This is a genomic window from Streptomyces sp. NPDC001851, from assembly GCF_040297165.1.
In the GTDB taxonomy this organism is placed as follows: domain Bacteria; phylum Actinomycetota; class Actinomycetes; order Streptomycetales; family Streptomycetaceae; genus Streptomyces.
Window position 1 is genome coordinate 27,629 of the sequence record NZ_JBEOYR010000024.1, and the last position, 14,856, is coordinate 42,484.

At 73.1% G+C, this 14,856-nt stretch carries 12 protein-coding genes; 10 read left to right on the forward strand and 2 right to left on the reverse strand.

The window, feature by feature from the left end; all coding sequences use genetic code 11:
- Positions 1–35: 35 nt before the first annotated feature.
- Positions 36–2,039 carry a tetratricopeptide repeat protein gene (locus ABT171_RS30250; protein WP_351249331.1) on the forward strand — a complete coding sequence of 668 codons (2,004 nt, stop codon included), beginning with the start codon at positions 36–38 and terminating at the stop codon, positions 2,037–2,039.
- Positions 2,040–2,042: 3 nt separating this feature from the next.
- Here ABT171_RS30250 and ABT171_RS30255 read toward each other — a convergent pair whose 3' ends face one another.
- Positions 2,043–3,800, reverse strand: coding sequence for a translation initiation factor 2 (locus ABT171_RS30255; protein WP_351249333.1), 1,758 nt, complete (start codon positions 3,798–3,800; stop codon positions 2,043–2,045).
- Positions 3,801–3,953: 153 nt separating this feature from the next.
- On the opposite strand from ABT171_RS30255, the gene ABT171_RS30260 reads away from it, so the two are divergent.
- The 4 genes from ABT171_RS30260 to ABT171_RS30275 all read left to right on the forward strand — a co-directional run bounded on the left by ABT171_RS30260 (position 3,954) and on the right by ABT171_RS30275 (position 8,280).
- Entirely contained in the window at positions 3,954–4,382 is a 429-nt protein-coding gene (locus tag ABT171_RS30260) for a hypothetical protein (RefSeq protein WP_351249335.1), read from the forward strand.
- A gap of 153 nt (positions 4,383–4,535) precedes the next feature.
- The gene (locus ABT171_RS30265; protein WP_351249337.1) at positions 4,536–5,978 is read left to right on the forward strand and encodes a GuaB1 family IMP dehydrogenase-related protein; all 1,443 of its coding nucleotides are present in this window, start codon (positions 4,536–4,538) and stop codon (positions 5,976–5,978) included.
- A gap of 334 nt (positions 5,979–6,312) precedes the next feature.
- Positions 6,313–7,800 (forward strand): amino acid permease, encoded by a 1,488-nt coding sequence (locus ABT171_RS30270; RefSeq protein ID WP_351249339.1) that lies wholly within the window; start codon positions 6,313–6,315, stop codon positions 7,798–7,800.
- Positions 7,801–7,827: 27 nt separating this feature from the next.
- The gene (locus ABT171_RS30275; RefSeq protein ID WP_351249341.1) at positions 7,828–8,280 is read left to right on the forward strand and encodes an Lrp/AsnC family transcriptional regulator; all 453 of its coding nucleotides are present in this window, start codon (positions 7,828–7,830) and stop codon (positions 8,278–8,280) included.
- 130 nt (positions 8,281–8,410) lie between these two features.
- Here the strand turns inward: ABT171_RS30275 and ABT171_RS30280 are convergent, their stop codons facing one another.
- On the reverse strand, positions 8,411–9,151 hold the full coding sequence (locus ABT171_RS30280; RefSeq protein ID WP_351249343.1) for a GntR family transcriptional regulator: 741 nt from the start codon (positions 9,149–9,151) through the stop codon (positions 8,411–8,413).
- 207 nt (positions 9,152–9,358) lie between these two features.
- Between ABT171_RS30280 and ABT171_RS30285 the strand changes: the two genes are divergently transcribed.
- Genes ABT171_RS30285 through ABT171_RS30305 form a run of 5 tightly spaced genes read left to right on the forward strand, consistent with a single transcriptional unit; the run spans position 9,359 to position 14,763 of the window.
- Positions 9,359–10,519, forward strand: coding sequence for an ABC transporter substrate-binding protein (locus ABT171_RS30285; protein WP_351249345.1), 1,161 nt, complete (start codon positions 9,359–9,361; stop codon positions 10,517–10,519).
- A complete protein-coding gene (locus tag ABT171_RS30290) occupies positions 10,516–11,415 on the forward strand; it encodes an ABC transporter permease (RefSeq protein ID WP_351249347.1) in 900 nt (299 codons plus the stop codon). The genes ABT171_RS30285 and ABT171_RS30290 overlap by 4 nt, the downstream gene beginning before the upstream one ends.
- Positions 11,400–12,218, forward strand: coding sequence for an ABC transporter permease (locus ABT171_RS30295; protein ID WP_351249349.1), 819 nt, complete (start codon positions 11,400–11,402; stop codon positions 12,216–12,218). The genes ABT171_RS30290 and ABT171_RS30295 overlap by 16 nt, the downstream gene beginning before the upstream one ends.
- 5 nt (positions 12,219–12,223) lie before the next feature.
- Positions 12,224–13,294 (forward strand): ABC transporter ATP-binding protein, encoded by a 1,071-nt coding sequence (locus ABT171_RS30300; protein WP_503077163.1) that lies wholly within the window; start codon positions 12,224–12,226, stop codon positions 13,292–13,294.
- Between the two features lie 11 nt (positions 13,295–13,305).
- On the forward strand, positions 13,306–14,763 hold the full coding sequence (locus ABT171_RS30305; protein WP_351249353.1) for an HAD-IA family hydrolase: 1,458 nt from the start codon (positions 13,306–13,308) through the stop codon (positions 14,761–14,763).
- The last annotated feature ends 93 nt before the right edge of the window (positions 14,764–14,856 follow it).

The window sequence follows — 14,856 nt, forward strand, 5'->3', positions numbered from 1 at the left end:
ATGCGGAGCGATTCGGGAGGGGTGTCCAGCGACACATGGCGTACCAGATTCCGCCGGAGCCGGCGCACTTCGTGGACCGTGAGCGGGAGCAGGCAACGGCCCGGCGACTGGTCGCGGAGCGGCAGACGGCGGGCGGCGCGGCGCGGCCGCTGTGCCTGCTGCTGAGCGGTTACGCCGGCACCGGAAAGACGGAGCTGGCCTTCCGGCTGGCCCGGGCCCTGCACGAGCGCTACCCGGAGGGCGTGCTGTATGTCGACCTCGACGACGTCCGCCGGGGCGGCGCCGTCGAGGTCGCCGACGTCCTCGGCGACCTGCTGCGCGGCCTCGGCGCGGAGTGGATCGCGCCCGTGTTCCGGGAGCGGGCCCGCCAGTACTGGTCCCTCACGCACGGCGGACGGCTCGTCGTCATCGTCGACAACGCCCGCTACGGCACCGAGGTGGAGCCGCTGCTGCCCGCCTCCGGCGACAGCCTCGTCATCGTCACCAGCCACGGGCCCCTGTACGACCTCCAGGCCGGGGCGGCCACCGAGCTCCCCCTCGGGCCGCTCGAACCCGCCGACGCCCTTGACCTGCTGGAGCGGGTCACCCGGGACGCCCGGCTGTCCGCCGAGCCGGAGCAGACGCGCACCCTGCTGGCGCTGTGCGCGGGGCTGCCCGCCGCGCTGCACGTGGCCGGGCAGTGGCTGCGCCGGCACCCGGGGCGCTCGCTGGCCCGGCTGCTCGGCCGGCTGACGTCCGAGCTGCACGACAAGGGCATCCCCGAGGTGGAACAGGTGTGGGACGCGGCCTACGACAGCATCGGCCCCGACGCGGCCCGCCTCTACCGGCTGCTGGGCTCCTTCCCCGGCCCCTCCTTCACCCTCGCCGCCGCCGACGCCCTGCTGGGCCGGGGTGCCGAGGCCGCCGAGGACGCGCTCGACGAGCTGCGCGCGGCCGGGCTCCTGGACGGCCGCAGCACCGATGGCCGACAGCGGCTCCCGGAGCTGCTGCGCGCCCACGCCCGCCGCCGGGCGGAGGGGCACGGCGACCCCGTGGAGCGGGAGCAGGCGCTGCGACGGCTCGTCCGCTGGTATCTGCGCCAGGCCCAGCGCGCCGACCTCGCCGCGGCCGGGCCCCGGCTGCGGACGGCCGCCCCGGTGGAGCCGGTGCCCGGCACCACGGATGTGCTGTTCGACCGGCCCGGCGACACGGCGGACGGCACGGCGGCCCGGGCGTACCGGTGGCTGGAGGCCGAAAGGCACGCCCTGTTCGGCTGTGTCCGCCTGGCCCACGCGGCCGGCGCGGCCGGAGACTGGGGACCGGAGGAGGCCTCGGCGCTCTGCGAGCCCCTCTGGACGCACTTCCTGAACCATCCGCACCACGGCGACCACATCGACGCCTTCCGCACGGGCGTGGCCGCCGCCCAGCGCGCCGGTGATCCGCGGACGCTGGTCCGCATGCGCTGCCAGCTGGCCCGGCCGCTGTGGGAACAGGAGGAGTTCGAGGAGGCGGAGCGGCAGCTCGGCCAGGCGTGGTCCACCGTCCGGGCCGCCTTCGGAACGACCCCGGAGGAACGCAAACTCGCCGCGTCCACCTGGGAGTTCACCGGCATGCTGCGGTCGGCGCGCGGCGACTGGGCGGGCGCGGCCGAGGAGTTCGCGGCGGCGCGGGCCGTGCACGAGGAGATCGGGAACACCTACGGGGTCGTGCTGCAGACGTACCGTCTCGGCGAGGCCCTGGCCCGCCTCGGCGAACTGGAGCGGGCCGAGGCGCTGCTGGCGCAGGCGCGCACGTGGTTCGCCGAGGACGGGCGGACCCGGCTGACCGCGCGGGCCGAGTTCGCCCTGGGCGGGGTGCGGGCCGGGCTCGGCCGGACCGACGAAGCGCGCGAGCTGTACCTGTCGGCACTGTCCGGGACGCGTGCGGTGAGCGGCGCGCGCGACGAGGCACGGGTCCTGGACGCCCTCGCCGGGCTCGCCGCCGACGCGGGACGGCAGGCCGAGGCCGAGGAACACCGGGCGGCGGCGCGGGACATCCGGGCGCGGCTGGGGCTGGCCTGAGGGCTAGACCGGCGTCGCCGCCTCCTCGGCGCTGGCCGGGGCGAGGCGTACGCCGACCGTGTGGGGGCCGATCGCGCAGGTGAACGAGGCGTCCTCGGTGCCCGGGCCGGCGACGAGTGCGGCGTGCACCGCTGAGAGGACGGGGACCGGATCCACCGGCGGGACGCGCCGGTCCGCCCGCCGCGGCTCGATGCGGGCCGACAGCAGGGGGCCGGTGGCGTGCCGTACCAGGCAGTGGGTGTCGCGGACGACGACCGCGGCGGTACGGCGGCCTCCCGGATGGTCCGCCAGGATCCGGCTGGTCCACAGGTCCGCCGGCTCCGTCACCGCGCCGGGGTGTGCTGCCGCCCTGCGGTGCAGCAGTGCGGCGCTCTGGGTGTACCGGTGGTGCGCGGAGCCGGCCTCGGCGGCGAGGTGATGGGCCGGGGCGGGGGGCGCGAGGTGCGCGGGGTGCCGGAACACCCGGATCGTTCCCCTTGCCGGTCCCTGCTCGCCGTACCCGCCGTATCCGTCGTCCCCGTCGTATCCGTCGTACTCGACGCGGACGGCGAAGGCGGCGGGGCTGATCGGTGCCGGTGCCGGGTCGGGCAGCAGCCGGGGGAGCACCGGATGGGCGGGCGGGGCGAGGCCGAGCAGCTCGTACACCGCCTCCCGGAGACGGTCCAGCGCGTGGCCGCGTTCGGCGAACACCGACTCCGTCAGCGCGCTGGTGCTGCCCGGCCGGTGCTCGCGGAGTGCCGCCACGATGCGGCGGGGGTCGGCGTCCAGGCGCGGGATCCGGTCGAGGAGGTCGGCCATGGGGCTGCCGGGGAGCAGCTCGGTGCCGCCGTCGTAGGCGCCGAGCAGTGGGCGGTCGAGGGCCGCGGGGTACAGGGCGGCCGAGCCGTGGTCGGTGACCAGCACGTCCGCGGCGACGGCGGCCGAGGCCCACTCCTCGTGGACGCCGGGCAGGAGCAGGCCCGCCTGCAGCGCCGGGGCCAGGTACTCCTCCAGGTCGAGTGCGCCGCGGCGGACGCGTTCGTTGGGGTGCAGCACCAGGGCGAGCTGGTACTCGTCGTGGGGGAGGGTGGCGGCCAGGTCGGCGGGGAGGGTGGGGCGGCGGCCGATGAGGGATTCCGGGCCCCAGGTGGAGAGCATGACGACGAGGGTGCGGGTGCCGGTGCGCAGGGCGGCGCGGTAGCGGTCGCGGAGGTCCCGTGACTCCAGGAACCGTTCGAGGAGCGGGTCGCCGACGACCGTCGAGCGGGCCGCCGCCTCGGGGCTGACCTCGGCGAGCCGGGATATCTGGCTGGGGTGGGAGAAGAGGTACCGGGCGGCGAGCGGGGAGCCGTCGGGCAGGAGGAGATGGGCGGGGTCGAGTCCGGAGGCGGAGTCCGCGGTGCCCTCGTCCGGGAGGGACTTGTTGAATCCGGCGCCGTGCGGGAGCAGTGCGCGCGGGCCGTGCAGGGCGTGCAGGTCGCCCTTGGGGCTGGCGGCGAGGACGAGATCGAAGCGACGGGCCGCCGCCTCCGGCCAGGGCAGGGTGCGGCCGCCCGCCCGTTCGACGGCGGTCAGCGCGTCGAGGGAGAAGTCCGATCCCGGGACGAGGGTGAAGTACCGCTGGACCCGGCCGTCACCCGCGAAGACGGGCAGGGTGTCGAGCAGCCGGTGCAACGCGTTCTGCGACCGCGCGGCGAACAGCACCGAGACCCGCGCACCGCCGTGGCCCGTCGCCCGTCGCCCGTCGCCCGTCGCCCGTCGCCCGTCGCCCGTCGTACTCAAGCGTGTTCTCCAGTCTACTTGGCGTGCTCCTGCCATGTCTGGCTTTTCGCAGGTCGGCGCGGGCCCGTGGACGCCTTCCGGGCTCGGCGTGGCGATCGTACCCGTGGCCGAATCCGCCCCGCCGGTGTGCCGTGCCCCGGCAGAATGCGCCGCATGAACGAGTGGCTCATCGCCCTGTCCGCCGCGGTCATCGGTGCCGCGTCCGCGCTCGGCGGCAGTGTCATCTCCGCTCGCTCCACGCGGGCGGCGGGGGAGCGGCAGGCGGGGGCGGCGCTGGAGGCGCTGCGGCTGAGCGCCGAGGAGCAGCGGGCGGCGCGCGTGCACGACCAGCGCCGGCAGGCGTACGTCCGGTTCCTCGACGCACTGGGCGCCGTCGCCGAGACCCGGCGTACCGGCACGGGGCAGCCCGGCGACCGTACCGACCTGCAGCGGGCGCTCGACGTCGTGCAGCTGGAGGGCCCGGCCGAGGTGGCGGCCGCCGCCCGCGCGCTCATGGACCTGGTCCGGCGCGACGCCCGCCCCGACGCGCTCGACGCCGCCCGGGAGGCCTACCTGGAGGCTGCGCGCCGCGGCCTCCGGTGAGGCGTTCGGTGGATCCTCCGAAGATCCACTGGGCACCCTGGAGGTTCCGTCGGGGCGTGACCGCGGCGCCGGCATGGGAGAATGAAGTACGTGCTCTTTCCCCCTGGCGCACCCGTCCGGGGGTCACCTCTGATCGACTGGGATGTGCAGCACGTGCGTTTCCTCAATGACATCCAGCCCGCGTACGACCTGACGTACGACGACGTGTTCATGGTGCCGAGCCGCTCCGCGGTGGGCTCGCGTCAGGGCGTGGACCTCGGCTCGCCGGACGGGACGGGCACCACCATCCCGCTCGTCGTCGCCAACATGACCGCCATCGCCGGCCGCCGCATGGCCGAGACGGTGGCCCGCCGCGGCGGCCTGGTGGTCATTCCGCAGGACATCCCGATCGAGGTTGTCACCGACGTCGTCTCCTGGGTGAAGAACCGCCACCTGGTGCTCGACACGCCGATCGTGCTGGCCCCGCACCAGACCGTCGCCGACGCCCTGGCGCTGCTGCCCAAGCGCGCACACAACGCCGGTGTGGTCGTGGACGAGGACCAGCGGCCCGTCGGTGTGGTCACCGACCGGGACCTGACCGGCGTCGACCGCTTCACCCAGCTCGAAGTGGTCATGTCCAAGGACCTGCTGCTGCTCGACGCGGACATCGACCCGCGCGAGGCCTTCAACACCCTCGACCACCACAACCGCCGCTACGCCCCGGCCGTCGACAAGGACGGCAAGCTGGCCGGCATCCTGACCCGCAAGGGCGCCCTGCGGGCCACGCTGTACACCCCCGCCGTCGACAAGGACGGCAAGCTGCGCATCGCCGCCGCCGTCGGCATCAACGGCGATGTGGCGGGCAAGGCCAAGCAGCTGCTCGACGCGGGCGTGGACACCCTCGTCATCGACACCGCGCACGGCCACCAGGAGTCGATGATCAGCGCCATCAAGCTGGTGCGCGCCCTCGACCCGCAGGTGCCGATCGTCGCGGGCAACATCGTCTCCGCCGAGGGCGTCAAGGACCTGATCGACGCCGGCGCGGACATCATCAAGGTGGGTGTGGGCCCCGGCGCGATGTGCACCACCCGCATGATGACCGGCGTGGGCCGGCCGCAGTTCTCCGCGGTCCTGGAGTGTGCGGCCGAGGCGAAGAAGTACGGCAAGCACGTGTGGGCCGACGGCGGTGTCCGCCACCCGCGCGACGTGGCCATGGCGCTCGCGGCCGGCGCGTCCAACGTGATGGTCGGCTCGTGGTTCGCGGGCACGTACGAGTCGCCGGGCGACCTCCAGCACGACGCGAACGGCCGTGCGTACAAGGAGTCGTTCGGCATGGCCTCCGCGCGTGCCGTGGCCAACCGCACGTCCGACGAGTCGGCGTACGACCGCGCCCGCAAGGCGCTGTTCGAGGAGGGCATCTCCACCTCCCGCATGTTCCTCGACCCGGCCCGCCCGGGCGTCGAGGACCTGATCGACTCGATCATCGCGGGCGTCCGCTCCTCCTGCACCTACGCCGGTGCCGCCTCCCTGGAGGAGTTCGCCGAGAAGGCCATAGTCGGCATCCAGAGCGCGGCCGGCTACGCCGAGGGCAAGCCGCTGCACGCCAGCTGGAGCTGACCCCTTCCGCGTCCCGCACGGCCCCCGTTCCTCCCCGGCAGGGAAGGGCGGGGGCCGTTCGCGTACGCGGGAGACGGGCGGGTGGGCAAAGGCCGCTGTGAGGTTGCCGTGCAACGGTCGACAGCCTGCGCGCAACGATTTGTCATTCCGGTCCGATGAACGCAATGATCATCCGGGGACGCGCAAGGTTGCTGCATTACGCCCGTGAAGGCCCGCCTCATAGGGTGCTCGTCTGTACGTGGTGTGGCGGGGACCCCGCTCGGTGGGTTTTCCGCCCTCGCAGGGCTGCCACCGGTCCCCGCCCGCAATGACCGCAGGATTAAGGAGCCAGCGCGTGCTCGACCAAGGCGCACCCCCGCACGACCGCACAGCGACCGCCCCCGCCCCCCGAGGCGTCGCCGCGCGCCTCATGCGGCGCAAGCCCGTGGAACGCCTGGTCGCGGAGGGCGGCCACGGCGAGGGAGGCTCGCTTCGGCGCTCCCTCGGGCTGTGGCAGCTGACCATGATCAGCATCGGCGCCACGCTCGGTACGGGCATCTTCGTCGTCCTTGGCAACGCCGTGCCCAAGGCGGGCCCGGCGGTCACCCTCTCCTTCGTGATCGCCGGTCTCACCGCGCTGTTCTCGGCCCTGTCCTACGCCGAGCTGGCCGGCACCATCCCGGTCTCCGGCTCCTCGTACTCGTACGCATACGCAACCATGGGCGAACTGATCGCCTGGGTCTGCGGCTGGTGCCTGCTGCTGGAGTACGGCGTCTCGGTCGCCGCGGTGGCCGTCGGCTGGGGCGAGTACCTGAACGAGCTGCTGGACGGCACCCTGGGCGTGACCATCCCGACGGCCCTGTCGGCGCCGCCCGGCGACGGCGGCATCTTCAACCTGCCGGCCCTGATCGTCGTGCTCCTCGCGATGGTGTTCCTGCTCGGCGGCGCCAAGGAGTCCGCGCGGGCCAACACCATCATGGTGTGTGTGAAGATCGCCGCGCTGGTCCTGTTCTGCGCGATCGGCTTCATGGGCTTCAAGTCCGGCAACTACTCCCACTTCATGCCGCTCGGCATGGCGGGCGTCAGCGGCGCCGCCGGCACGCTGTTCTTCTCGTACATCGGCTTCGACGCCGCCTCCACCGCCGGTGAGGAGGCCAAGAACGCCCAGCGTGACCTGCCCCGCGCGATCATGCTGTCGCTGGTCATCGTGACCGCCCTGTACGTGCTGGTCGCGGCCGTCGCCGTCGGTGCCAAGCCGTGGCGGCAGTTCAACGACTCCGAGGCCGCGCTCGCCCAGATCATGAAGGACGTCACCGGTCAGAGCTTCTGGGCCACCCTGCTGGCCGCCTGCGCCGTCATCGCCATCGCGAGCGTCGTCCTGACCGTGCTCTACGGCCAGACCCGCATCCTGTTCGCCATGTCCCGCGACGGCCTGGTGCCCAAGGTCTTCGCCAAGGTCCACCCGAAGACCGGTGCCCCGCGCGCCAACACCGTCATCGTGTCGGTGTTCTGCGGTGTCCTCGCCGCCGCGATCCCGCTGGGTCAGCTCGCGGACGCCACCAGCATCGGCACGCTGTTCGCCTTCGCCCTGGTCAACGTGGCCGTCGTCGTGCTGCGCCGGACCCGCCCGGCCATGCGGCGCACCTTCCGCGTCCCGCTGTCGCCGCTGCTGCCCGCGCTGGGCTTCGGCTTCTGCATCTGGATGATGGGCAGCCTGTCGGCCGTCACGTGGATCGTGTTCGGTGTCTGGATGGCAGTCGGGCTCGTGTTCTACTTCGTGTACGGCTATCGCCGTTCCCGTCTCGCGACCGGTGAGGATCTCGCGGTGACGGCAGAGAAGTGACCGAACCGAAGAAGTGAACCACCCCCTGTGCTGAACGATCTCGACGAACGCATCGTGCACGCCCTCGCCGAGGACGCCCGCCGCTCCTACGCGGACATCGGGCAGATGGTCGGCCTGTCCGCGCCCGCCGTGAAGCGGCGCGTGGACCGGCTGCGGACCACCGGAGCGATCACCGGATTCACCGTACGGGTGGATCCGGCGGCGCTCGGGTGGGAGACCGAGGGATACATCGAGATCTACTGCCGGCGCAACACCTCCCCCGAGACCATCCAGCGGGGTCTGGAGCGCTACCAGGAGGTGGTGGCCGCGTCGACCGTCACCGGCGAGGCGGACGCGATCGCCCAGGTCTTCGCGTCGGACATGCGTCACTTCGAGCGGGTGCTGGAACGTATCGCCGGGGAGCCGTTCGTGGAGCGGACCAAATCGGTGCTGGTGCTGTCGCCGTTGCTGCGGCGCTTTTCCTCCGGGGCGCCGGGGTAGGCGGCTTCCGGCTCGGGGCACATGGCCGTATGCCGGGTGCGGGTCCGTCGGGGCTTGTCGCGCAGTTCCGGGAACCGCGCGCGGAACCACGACGGACCCGCACCCGGCGACGACGCGTGTGCCCCGAGTCCTACTCCGCCGTCTTGCGAGCCAACGCGTTGCTGCCTGTCGAGTTGCGCACGCTGAAGCTGACCGCGTCCGGGCGGTACCGGTCGTCGGACCACTCGACGGGCCGGCCCTCACGGGTCGTGGTGACGCGCCGCACCCGCAGCAGCGGACTCGTCCGGCGGACACCCAGCAGCTCGGCGTCCCGCGCACCGGCGGCGACCGCGTCGATCACGTGCTCCCCGTAGGCGAAGACCAGCCCCGTGTCGTCGTACAGCCGCTGCGTGACCGAGGGGCACTCGGGCTCGATCGACTCGACCGCGGGGGAGATCCAGTCGGCGTACACCGTGCGCTCCAGCAGCACCGGCTCGCCGTCCAGGCCGCGCACCCGCAGCACGTGCAACACCGGTACGCCCACAGCCAGTTGGAGACGTACCGCGTCCTCGGCCGTGGCCGGGCGGTACTCCTGGGCCACCACATGGCCGGTGGCCTCGCGGCCCATCGCGCGGGCCCACTGGGCGAAGCTGCGCAGTTCCTCGAAGCTCTGGCTGCGGCGGCTGGCGAGCACCACGCGCCGGGCGCCCTGACGGGAGCCGATCAGGCCCTCGGCGGTGAGGGTCGCGACGGCCTGGCGGACCGTGCCGCGTGAGACGCCGTAGTGCGTCGCGAGCTCCGACTCCGAGGGCAGCCGGCTGCCGACCGTGTACTGCTCGCGGTCGATCGCTCGCCGCAGCTCGTCGGCGATCTCCTCGTGTCGCGCCGTCATGCTTCCCCTCTGCTCAGGTCGCTGTGCACAGCGTGACCAGCCTAATCGAGACCTGAGCGTGATCTGCAACGGTCTGGAATGTGCAGCCAGGCAGGGCCCAGAGTTTCGCTCACGTTTACGGACAGGACACCGTGAGCGGGCGTACTGTGACGCAACTTGTTCAGACAAGTTCTCCCTCCCCTCCTCCTGCGTCCCCCTGGAGAGACCGTGACCGTGTCCCTGCCGAGAAACGCCGTGCTCGGCGGCTGCACCGCCGTCGTCGCCGCCCTCGCGCTGAGCGCCTGCGGCGCCGCCCCCGACAACGCGTCGACCACCACCAAGGACGGCAAGAGCGCCGCCACCGCCACCTCCGCCGCCGCCTTCGGCGGCATGGACGCCCTGGTCAAGGCGGCCAAGAAGGAGGGGACGCTGCACATCATCGCGGTGCCCCGCGACTGGGCGAACTACGGCGCCCTCATCGACGGCTTCCAGAAGAAGTACGGCATCAAGATCGACGACGAGAGCCCGGACGGCACCAGCCAGGACGAGATCAACGCCGTCACCTCCAGGAAGGGCCAGGACCGCGCGCCCGACGTCCTCGACCTGGGCAGCTCGTTCGCGCTGAGCGCCGCGCAGCAGGGCCTGCTCGCGCCCTACAAGGTGGCGTCCTTCGCCGACATCCCCGAGGCCCAGAAGGACCCGCAGGCCCGCTGGTACAACGACTACGGCGGCTATGTCTCCATCGGCTGCGACGCCAAGCGCGTCAAGCAGTGCCCGACCAGCTTCAAGGACCTGCTCAAGCCCCAGTACAAGGGCCAGGTCGCCCTCAACGGCAACCCCACCAAGTCCGGTTCGGCCTTCGGCGGCGTCTACGCGGCGGCCCTGGCCAACGGCGGCTCCTTCGACACCGCCCAGCCCGGCCTGGACTTCTTCGCCAAGCTGAAGAAGAACGGCAACTACACGCCCGTCGAGTCCACCCCGGCCACCGTCGAGAAGGGCGAGACGCCCATCTCCATCGACTGGGACTACCTGAACGCCGGGTACGCCGACGAGTTCAAGTCCAAGGGCCTGGACTGGAAGGTCGTCATCCCGGGCGACGGCCAGTACGCCCAGTACTACTCCCAGGCCATCAACAAGGACGCCCCGCACCCGGCCGCCGCCCGCCTGTGGCAGGAGTACCTGTACAGCACCGAGGGCCAGAACCTGTGGCTCAAGGGCTACGCCCGCCCGGCCCTGATGACCGCCATGGAGAAGGCCGGGACGCTGGACAAGACGGCCGCCGCCAAGCTCCCCGAGGTCACCGGTACGCCCTCCTTCCCGACCGAGACCCAGCAGAGCAAGGCCAAGACGGTCATCGCGCAGGGCTGGGGGAAGGCCGTCTCCGGATGACCACCGCCCTCCCGCGCGCGGACGTGGCGCCCGTCGCTTCGGCGAAGCGGCGGCGCCGCGCCCCCGGCTGGCTCGCCGTGCTGCCGCTGCTCGCGTTCACGGCCGTCGCCTTCGGGCTGCCGGCCGTGGCCATCCTGAACGGCGCCTTCACGGTCAAGGACGCCACCACGGGCGCCACCTCCTACACCGGCGCCAACCTGACGGCCTCACTGCAGGGCCCGTACCTCACCGCCCTGCTCGGCAGCGTCAAACTGTCCGCGATCTCCGCCGCGCTCGGCGCCCTGCTCGGGCTGCCGCTCGCCCAGGCCGTGGTCTCCTCCCGCTCCCGCTGGCTGCGCGAGGCCGTGCTGACCGCCTCCGGCGTGCTCGCCAACTTCGGCGGGGTCCCGCTGGCCTTCGCCTTCGTCGCCACCCTCGGCAACGCCGGTGTACTGACGGTGCACCTCGGCCTGAAGGACAGCGGCTGGGACCTCTACAGCTTCTGGGGCCTGGTCCTCGTCTACCTGTACTTCCTCATCCCGCTCATGGTCCTCACCATCACCCCCGCGCTGGACGGCCTGCGCTCCCAGTGGCGCGAGGCCGCGCTGAACAACGGCGCCACCGGCGTCCAGTACTGGCGGCACGTGGCCCTCCCCGTGCTCGCGCCCTCGCTGCTCGGCGGTCTCGTCCTGCTCTTCGGCAGCGCCTTCGCCGCCTACGCCACGGCCGCCGCGATGGTCGGCAGCGCGGTCCCGCTGGTCACCCTGCAGATCGCCGACGCCCTGTCCGGCAACGTGCTGGTCGGCCAGGAGAACGTCGCCCTCGCCCTCAGCCTCGACATGGTGCTGGTGGCGGGCCTGGTGATGGCCGTGTACCTGCCCCTTCAGCGACGGAGTGCCCGATGGCTCGACGCCTGACCCCGTGGCGGTGGGTCGTCCTCGGCCTGGCCGCCCTCTACTTCCTGGTGCCGCTCGCCGCCTCCGTGATCTTCACGGTGGACGTGCCCGGTCAGGGCGTGACCTTCGACGCCTACACCAGGATCCTCTCCACCGACGGCTTCGTCTCCAGCCTGCTGCTCTCGCTGGAGCTGGCCGTGGCCACCATCGTCGTCGTCCTGCTGCTGATGGTGCCCGCCGTGGTCGCCCTGCGGCTCGGCGCACCCCGGCTGCGGCCGGTGGTGGAGGTGGTGTGCTCGCTGCCGCTGGTGGTCCCGCCCATCGCGTTCGTCGCCGGGATCGCCACCGTGCTGAAGTGGGGCCCGGAGTACTTGTCCCGGACGCCGCTGTTCGAGACCTTCGTGGTGATCCAGGACGACAGCTTCCCCGTCGTCCTCGTCCTCGCCTACGTCGTGATGGCCCTGCCCTTCGTCTACCGCGCCCTGGACGCCGGACTGCGCGCCATCGACGTACGCACCCTCGTCGAGGCCGCCCGCAGCTGCGGCGCCTCGTGGCCGCAGGCCCTCGTCCGGGCCGTCCTGCCCAATCTGCGGGGGGCCCTGCTGAACGCGGCCTTCCTCACCCTCGCCCTGGTGCTCGGCGAGTTCACCGTCGCCAGCCTGCTCGGCTACCGGCCCTTCGCCGTATGGATCTACGACGTCGGCGGCTCCCAGGCCCAGATGTCCGTCGCCGTGTCCGTGCTCAGCCTGCTGGTCACCTGGGCCCTGCTCCTCGCGCTCGCCGGTGCCGGCGGCCGCGACCGAACCGCTTCCTCCCGGGGATGACACACATGACCGCCACCCTCACCGAGCCCCTCACACAGGCCGCCACCGTCGAATTCCGCTCGCTGCGCCGGGAGTTCGGGGCCACCGTCGCCCTCGACGGACTCGACCTGACCGTCCGCCCGGGGGAGTTCCTGGCCCTCCTCGGCCCGTCCGGCTGCGGCAAGACCACCGCGCTGCGCATGCTCGCCGGGTTCGAACACCCCGACTCCGGCGCCGTGCTCGTGGACGGCCAGGACGTCACCCACGTCCCGGCCCACCGCCGCGACGCCGGCATGGTCTTCCAGTCGTACAGCCTCTTCCCGCATCTGAACGCCGTCGACAACGTCGCCTTCGGGCTGCGCATGCGCGGCGTCCGCACGGCCGAACGGCGCGCCCGCGCCGCCGAGCTGCTGGAGCTGGTCGGCCTCGCCGACAAGGGCGAGCGCTATCCGCACCAGCTCTCCGGCGGCCAGCAGCAGCGCATCGCGCTGGCCCGCGCCCTGGCCCTGCGCCCGCGCGTGCTCCTGCTCGACGAGCCGCTGTCCGCGCTGGACGCCAAGGTGCGGCTCACCCTGCGCGAGGAGATCCGCCGCCTCCAGCAGGAGCTGGGCATCACCACGCTCTTCGTCACCCACGACCAGGAGGAGGCACTGTCGGTCGCCGACCGGGTCGCCGTGATGCGCGCCGGCCGCCTCGAACAGTGCGCCGGACCGGCCGAGTTGTACGGCCGCCCCGCCACCGCCTTCGTCGCCGAGTTCGTCGGCACCATGAGCCGTATCCCGGGCGAGCTCAAGGACGGCACGGTCCAGGTGCTCGGGCAGCGGCTGCCGGCCGACGGCGAGGTGTCCGACGGCGCGGTGGACGTGCTGGTGCGGCCCGAGGCCGTACAGCTGCGCCCGGACGAGCAGGGCGGCGCCCGGATCGTCGCCACCGCCTTCCTCGGCGCGGTCGTCCGGGTCACCGTACGGCTCGCCGACGGCACCGAGGCCAAGGCCGACCTGCCCGCGCACGAGGCCACCGGGCTCGGCGCCGGAACCCCCGTCGACGTGTCACTGCCCGAGCGGCCGGTGCTCGTGGCCGGACGCACCCAGAAGTGAGGACCCACTCCGTGACCCCCCACACCGCCCTTCAGGCGGTTCTGTTCGACATGGACGGCACACTCGTCGACACCGAGCGGCTCTGGTGGGAGGCGGTCGAGCAGGTCGCCGGACGCCCGCTGACCGAGGCCGACCAGCCGGACGTGCTCGGCCGCCCGGTCGAGCACACCGCCGCCTGGCTCGCCGCGGCCGCCGGCGGGCGGGCCGCCGACCTCGCGGCCCGCCTGCACCGCGAGTTCGCCGCACGTGTCCGCACCGGGATCGTCCCCCGGCCCGGGGCCCTCGGCCTGCTGGACGCGCTGGCCGCCGCCGGCGTCCCCGCCGCCCTGGTCACCGCGTCCCCGCGCGCGGTCGCCGATGTCGTCCTGGACGCCCTCGGCGCCGAGCGGTTCGCGGTCTCCGTCACCGCCGACGACACCGCCCGCACCAAGCCCGCCCCCGACCCGTACCTCGCCGCCTGCCGCACCCTCGGCGTCGACCCCGCCGGCTGCGTGGCCGTCGAGGACACCGAGACCGGCGTGACCTCCGCCGAGGCCGCCGGCTGTGCCGTACTCGCCGTGCCGTCCCTCGCGCCGATCGGCCCGGCGCCCGGCCGGACCGTGCGGGACAGCCTCGCCGGGGTCACGGTCGAGGAACTGCGGGGGATGATCGCCCCGGAACTGCGGGTCATGAGCTGGAACCTGTGGCTGGGCGGCAGCGAGGTCGACGACCACCGCGCCAAGCAGCTCAAGGTCATCATCGACTGCGGCGCCGACGTCGTCGGACTGCAGGAGACGGGCGGAACCGCCGCCCGGGAGCTGGCCGAGGCGCTCGGCTGGCACCACCACCGGGCCGGCGAGAACCTCGGGGTGATCAGCCGGCACCCGATCACCGCCCGCTTCGGCGACCCGGACGTCGGCTTCTACGGCGCCGCGGGCGTCCGGATCGCCCTCGCCCCCGGCCGCGAGGTCGACGTGTGGACCGCGCATCTGCACTACACGCCGTACGGCCCGTACGAGTCCGCCTTCGACGGGCTGCCGGCGGCGGAGCTGATCGCCCACGAGGAGCTGCGGCTCGCGCAGATGCGGGACACGCTGGGCCGCATCGCCGAGTCGTCCCGGGACGGCGTCCCGGTCGTCCTCGTCGGCGACTTCAACTGCCCCTCGCACCTGGACTGGCCGGACGTCGTCTGGCCGGTCACGAAGGCCGCCGAGGACGCGGGCTTCGCCGACTCCTACCGCGAGGCCCACCCGGACCCCGTCGCCGAGCCCGGCCACACCTGGTCGCCGGTCCACCCGGTGCACGAGGACGGCAGCGGACGGCCCGAGCCGCAGGACCGGATCGACTACGTCCTGCACCGCGGCCTGACCGTGCGGGACGCGCGGACCGTCGTCACCGGCAGCCCGCGGCCCTGGCCGGACGTCGCGGACAACGACTGGCCCTCCGACCACGCGGCGGTGGTGACCACCTTCGCCGTGACCCGGATGTGACCCGAGGTTACCGCAGGTCACCATTGCGGTCCGGGGTGATCGTCCCGTAGGTTGTGCCGAACTTTGTACTGACTGGTAACAGCGGCAGGTACC

Excerpts from the sequence above, each read along its gene's own strand:
- ABT171_RS30300 (WP_503077163.1), top strand. The coding sequence starts at position 12,224 with ATGACCGCCACCCTCACCGAGCCCCTCACACAGGCCGCCACCGTCGAA.
- ABT171_RS30280 (WP_351249343.1), bottom strand. The coding sequence starts at position 9,151 with ATGACGGCGCGACACGAGGAGATCGCCGACGAGCTGCGGCGAGCGATC.
- ABT171_RS30295 (WP_351249349.1), top strand. The coding sequence starts at position 11,400 with ATGGCTCGACGCCTGACCCCGTGGCGGTGGGTCGTCCTCGGCCTGGCC.
- ABT171_RS30250 (WP_351249331.1), top strand. The coding sequence starts at position 36 with ATGGCGTACCAGATTCCGCCGGAGCCGGCGCACTTCGTGGACCGTGAG.
- ABT171_RS30260 (WP_351249335.1), top strand. The coding sequence starts at position 3,954 with ATGAACGAGTGGCTCATCGCCCTGTCCGCCGCGGTCATCGGTGCCGCG.
- ABT171_RS30290 (WP_351249347.1), top strand. The coding sequence starts at position 10,516 with ATGACCACCGCCCTCCCGCGCGCGGACGTGGCGCCCGTCGCTTCGGCG.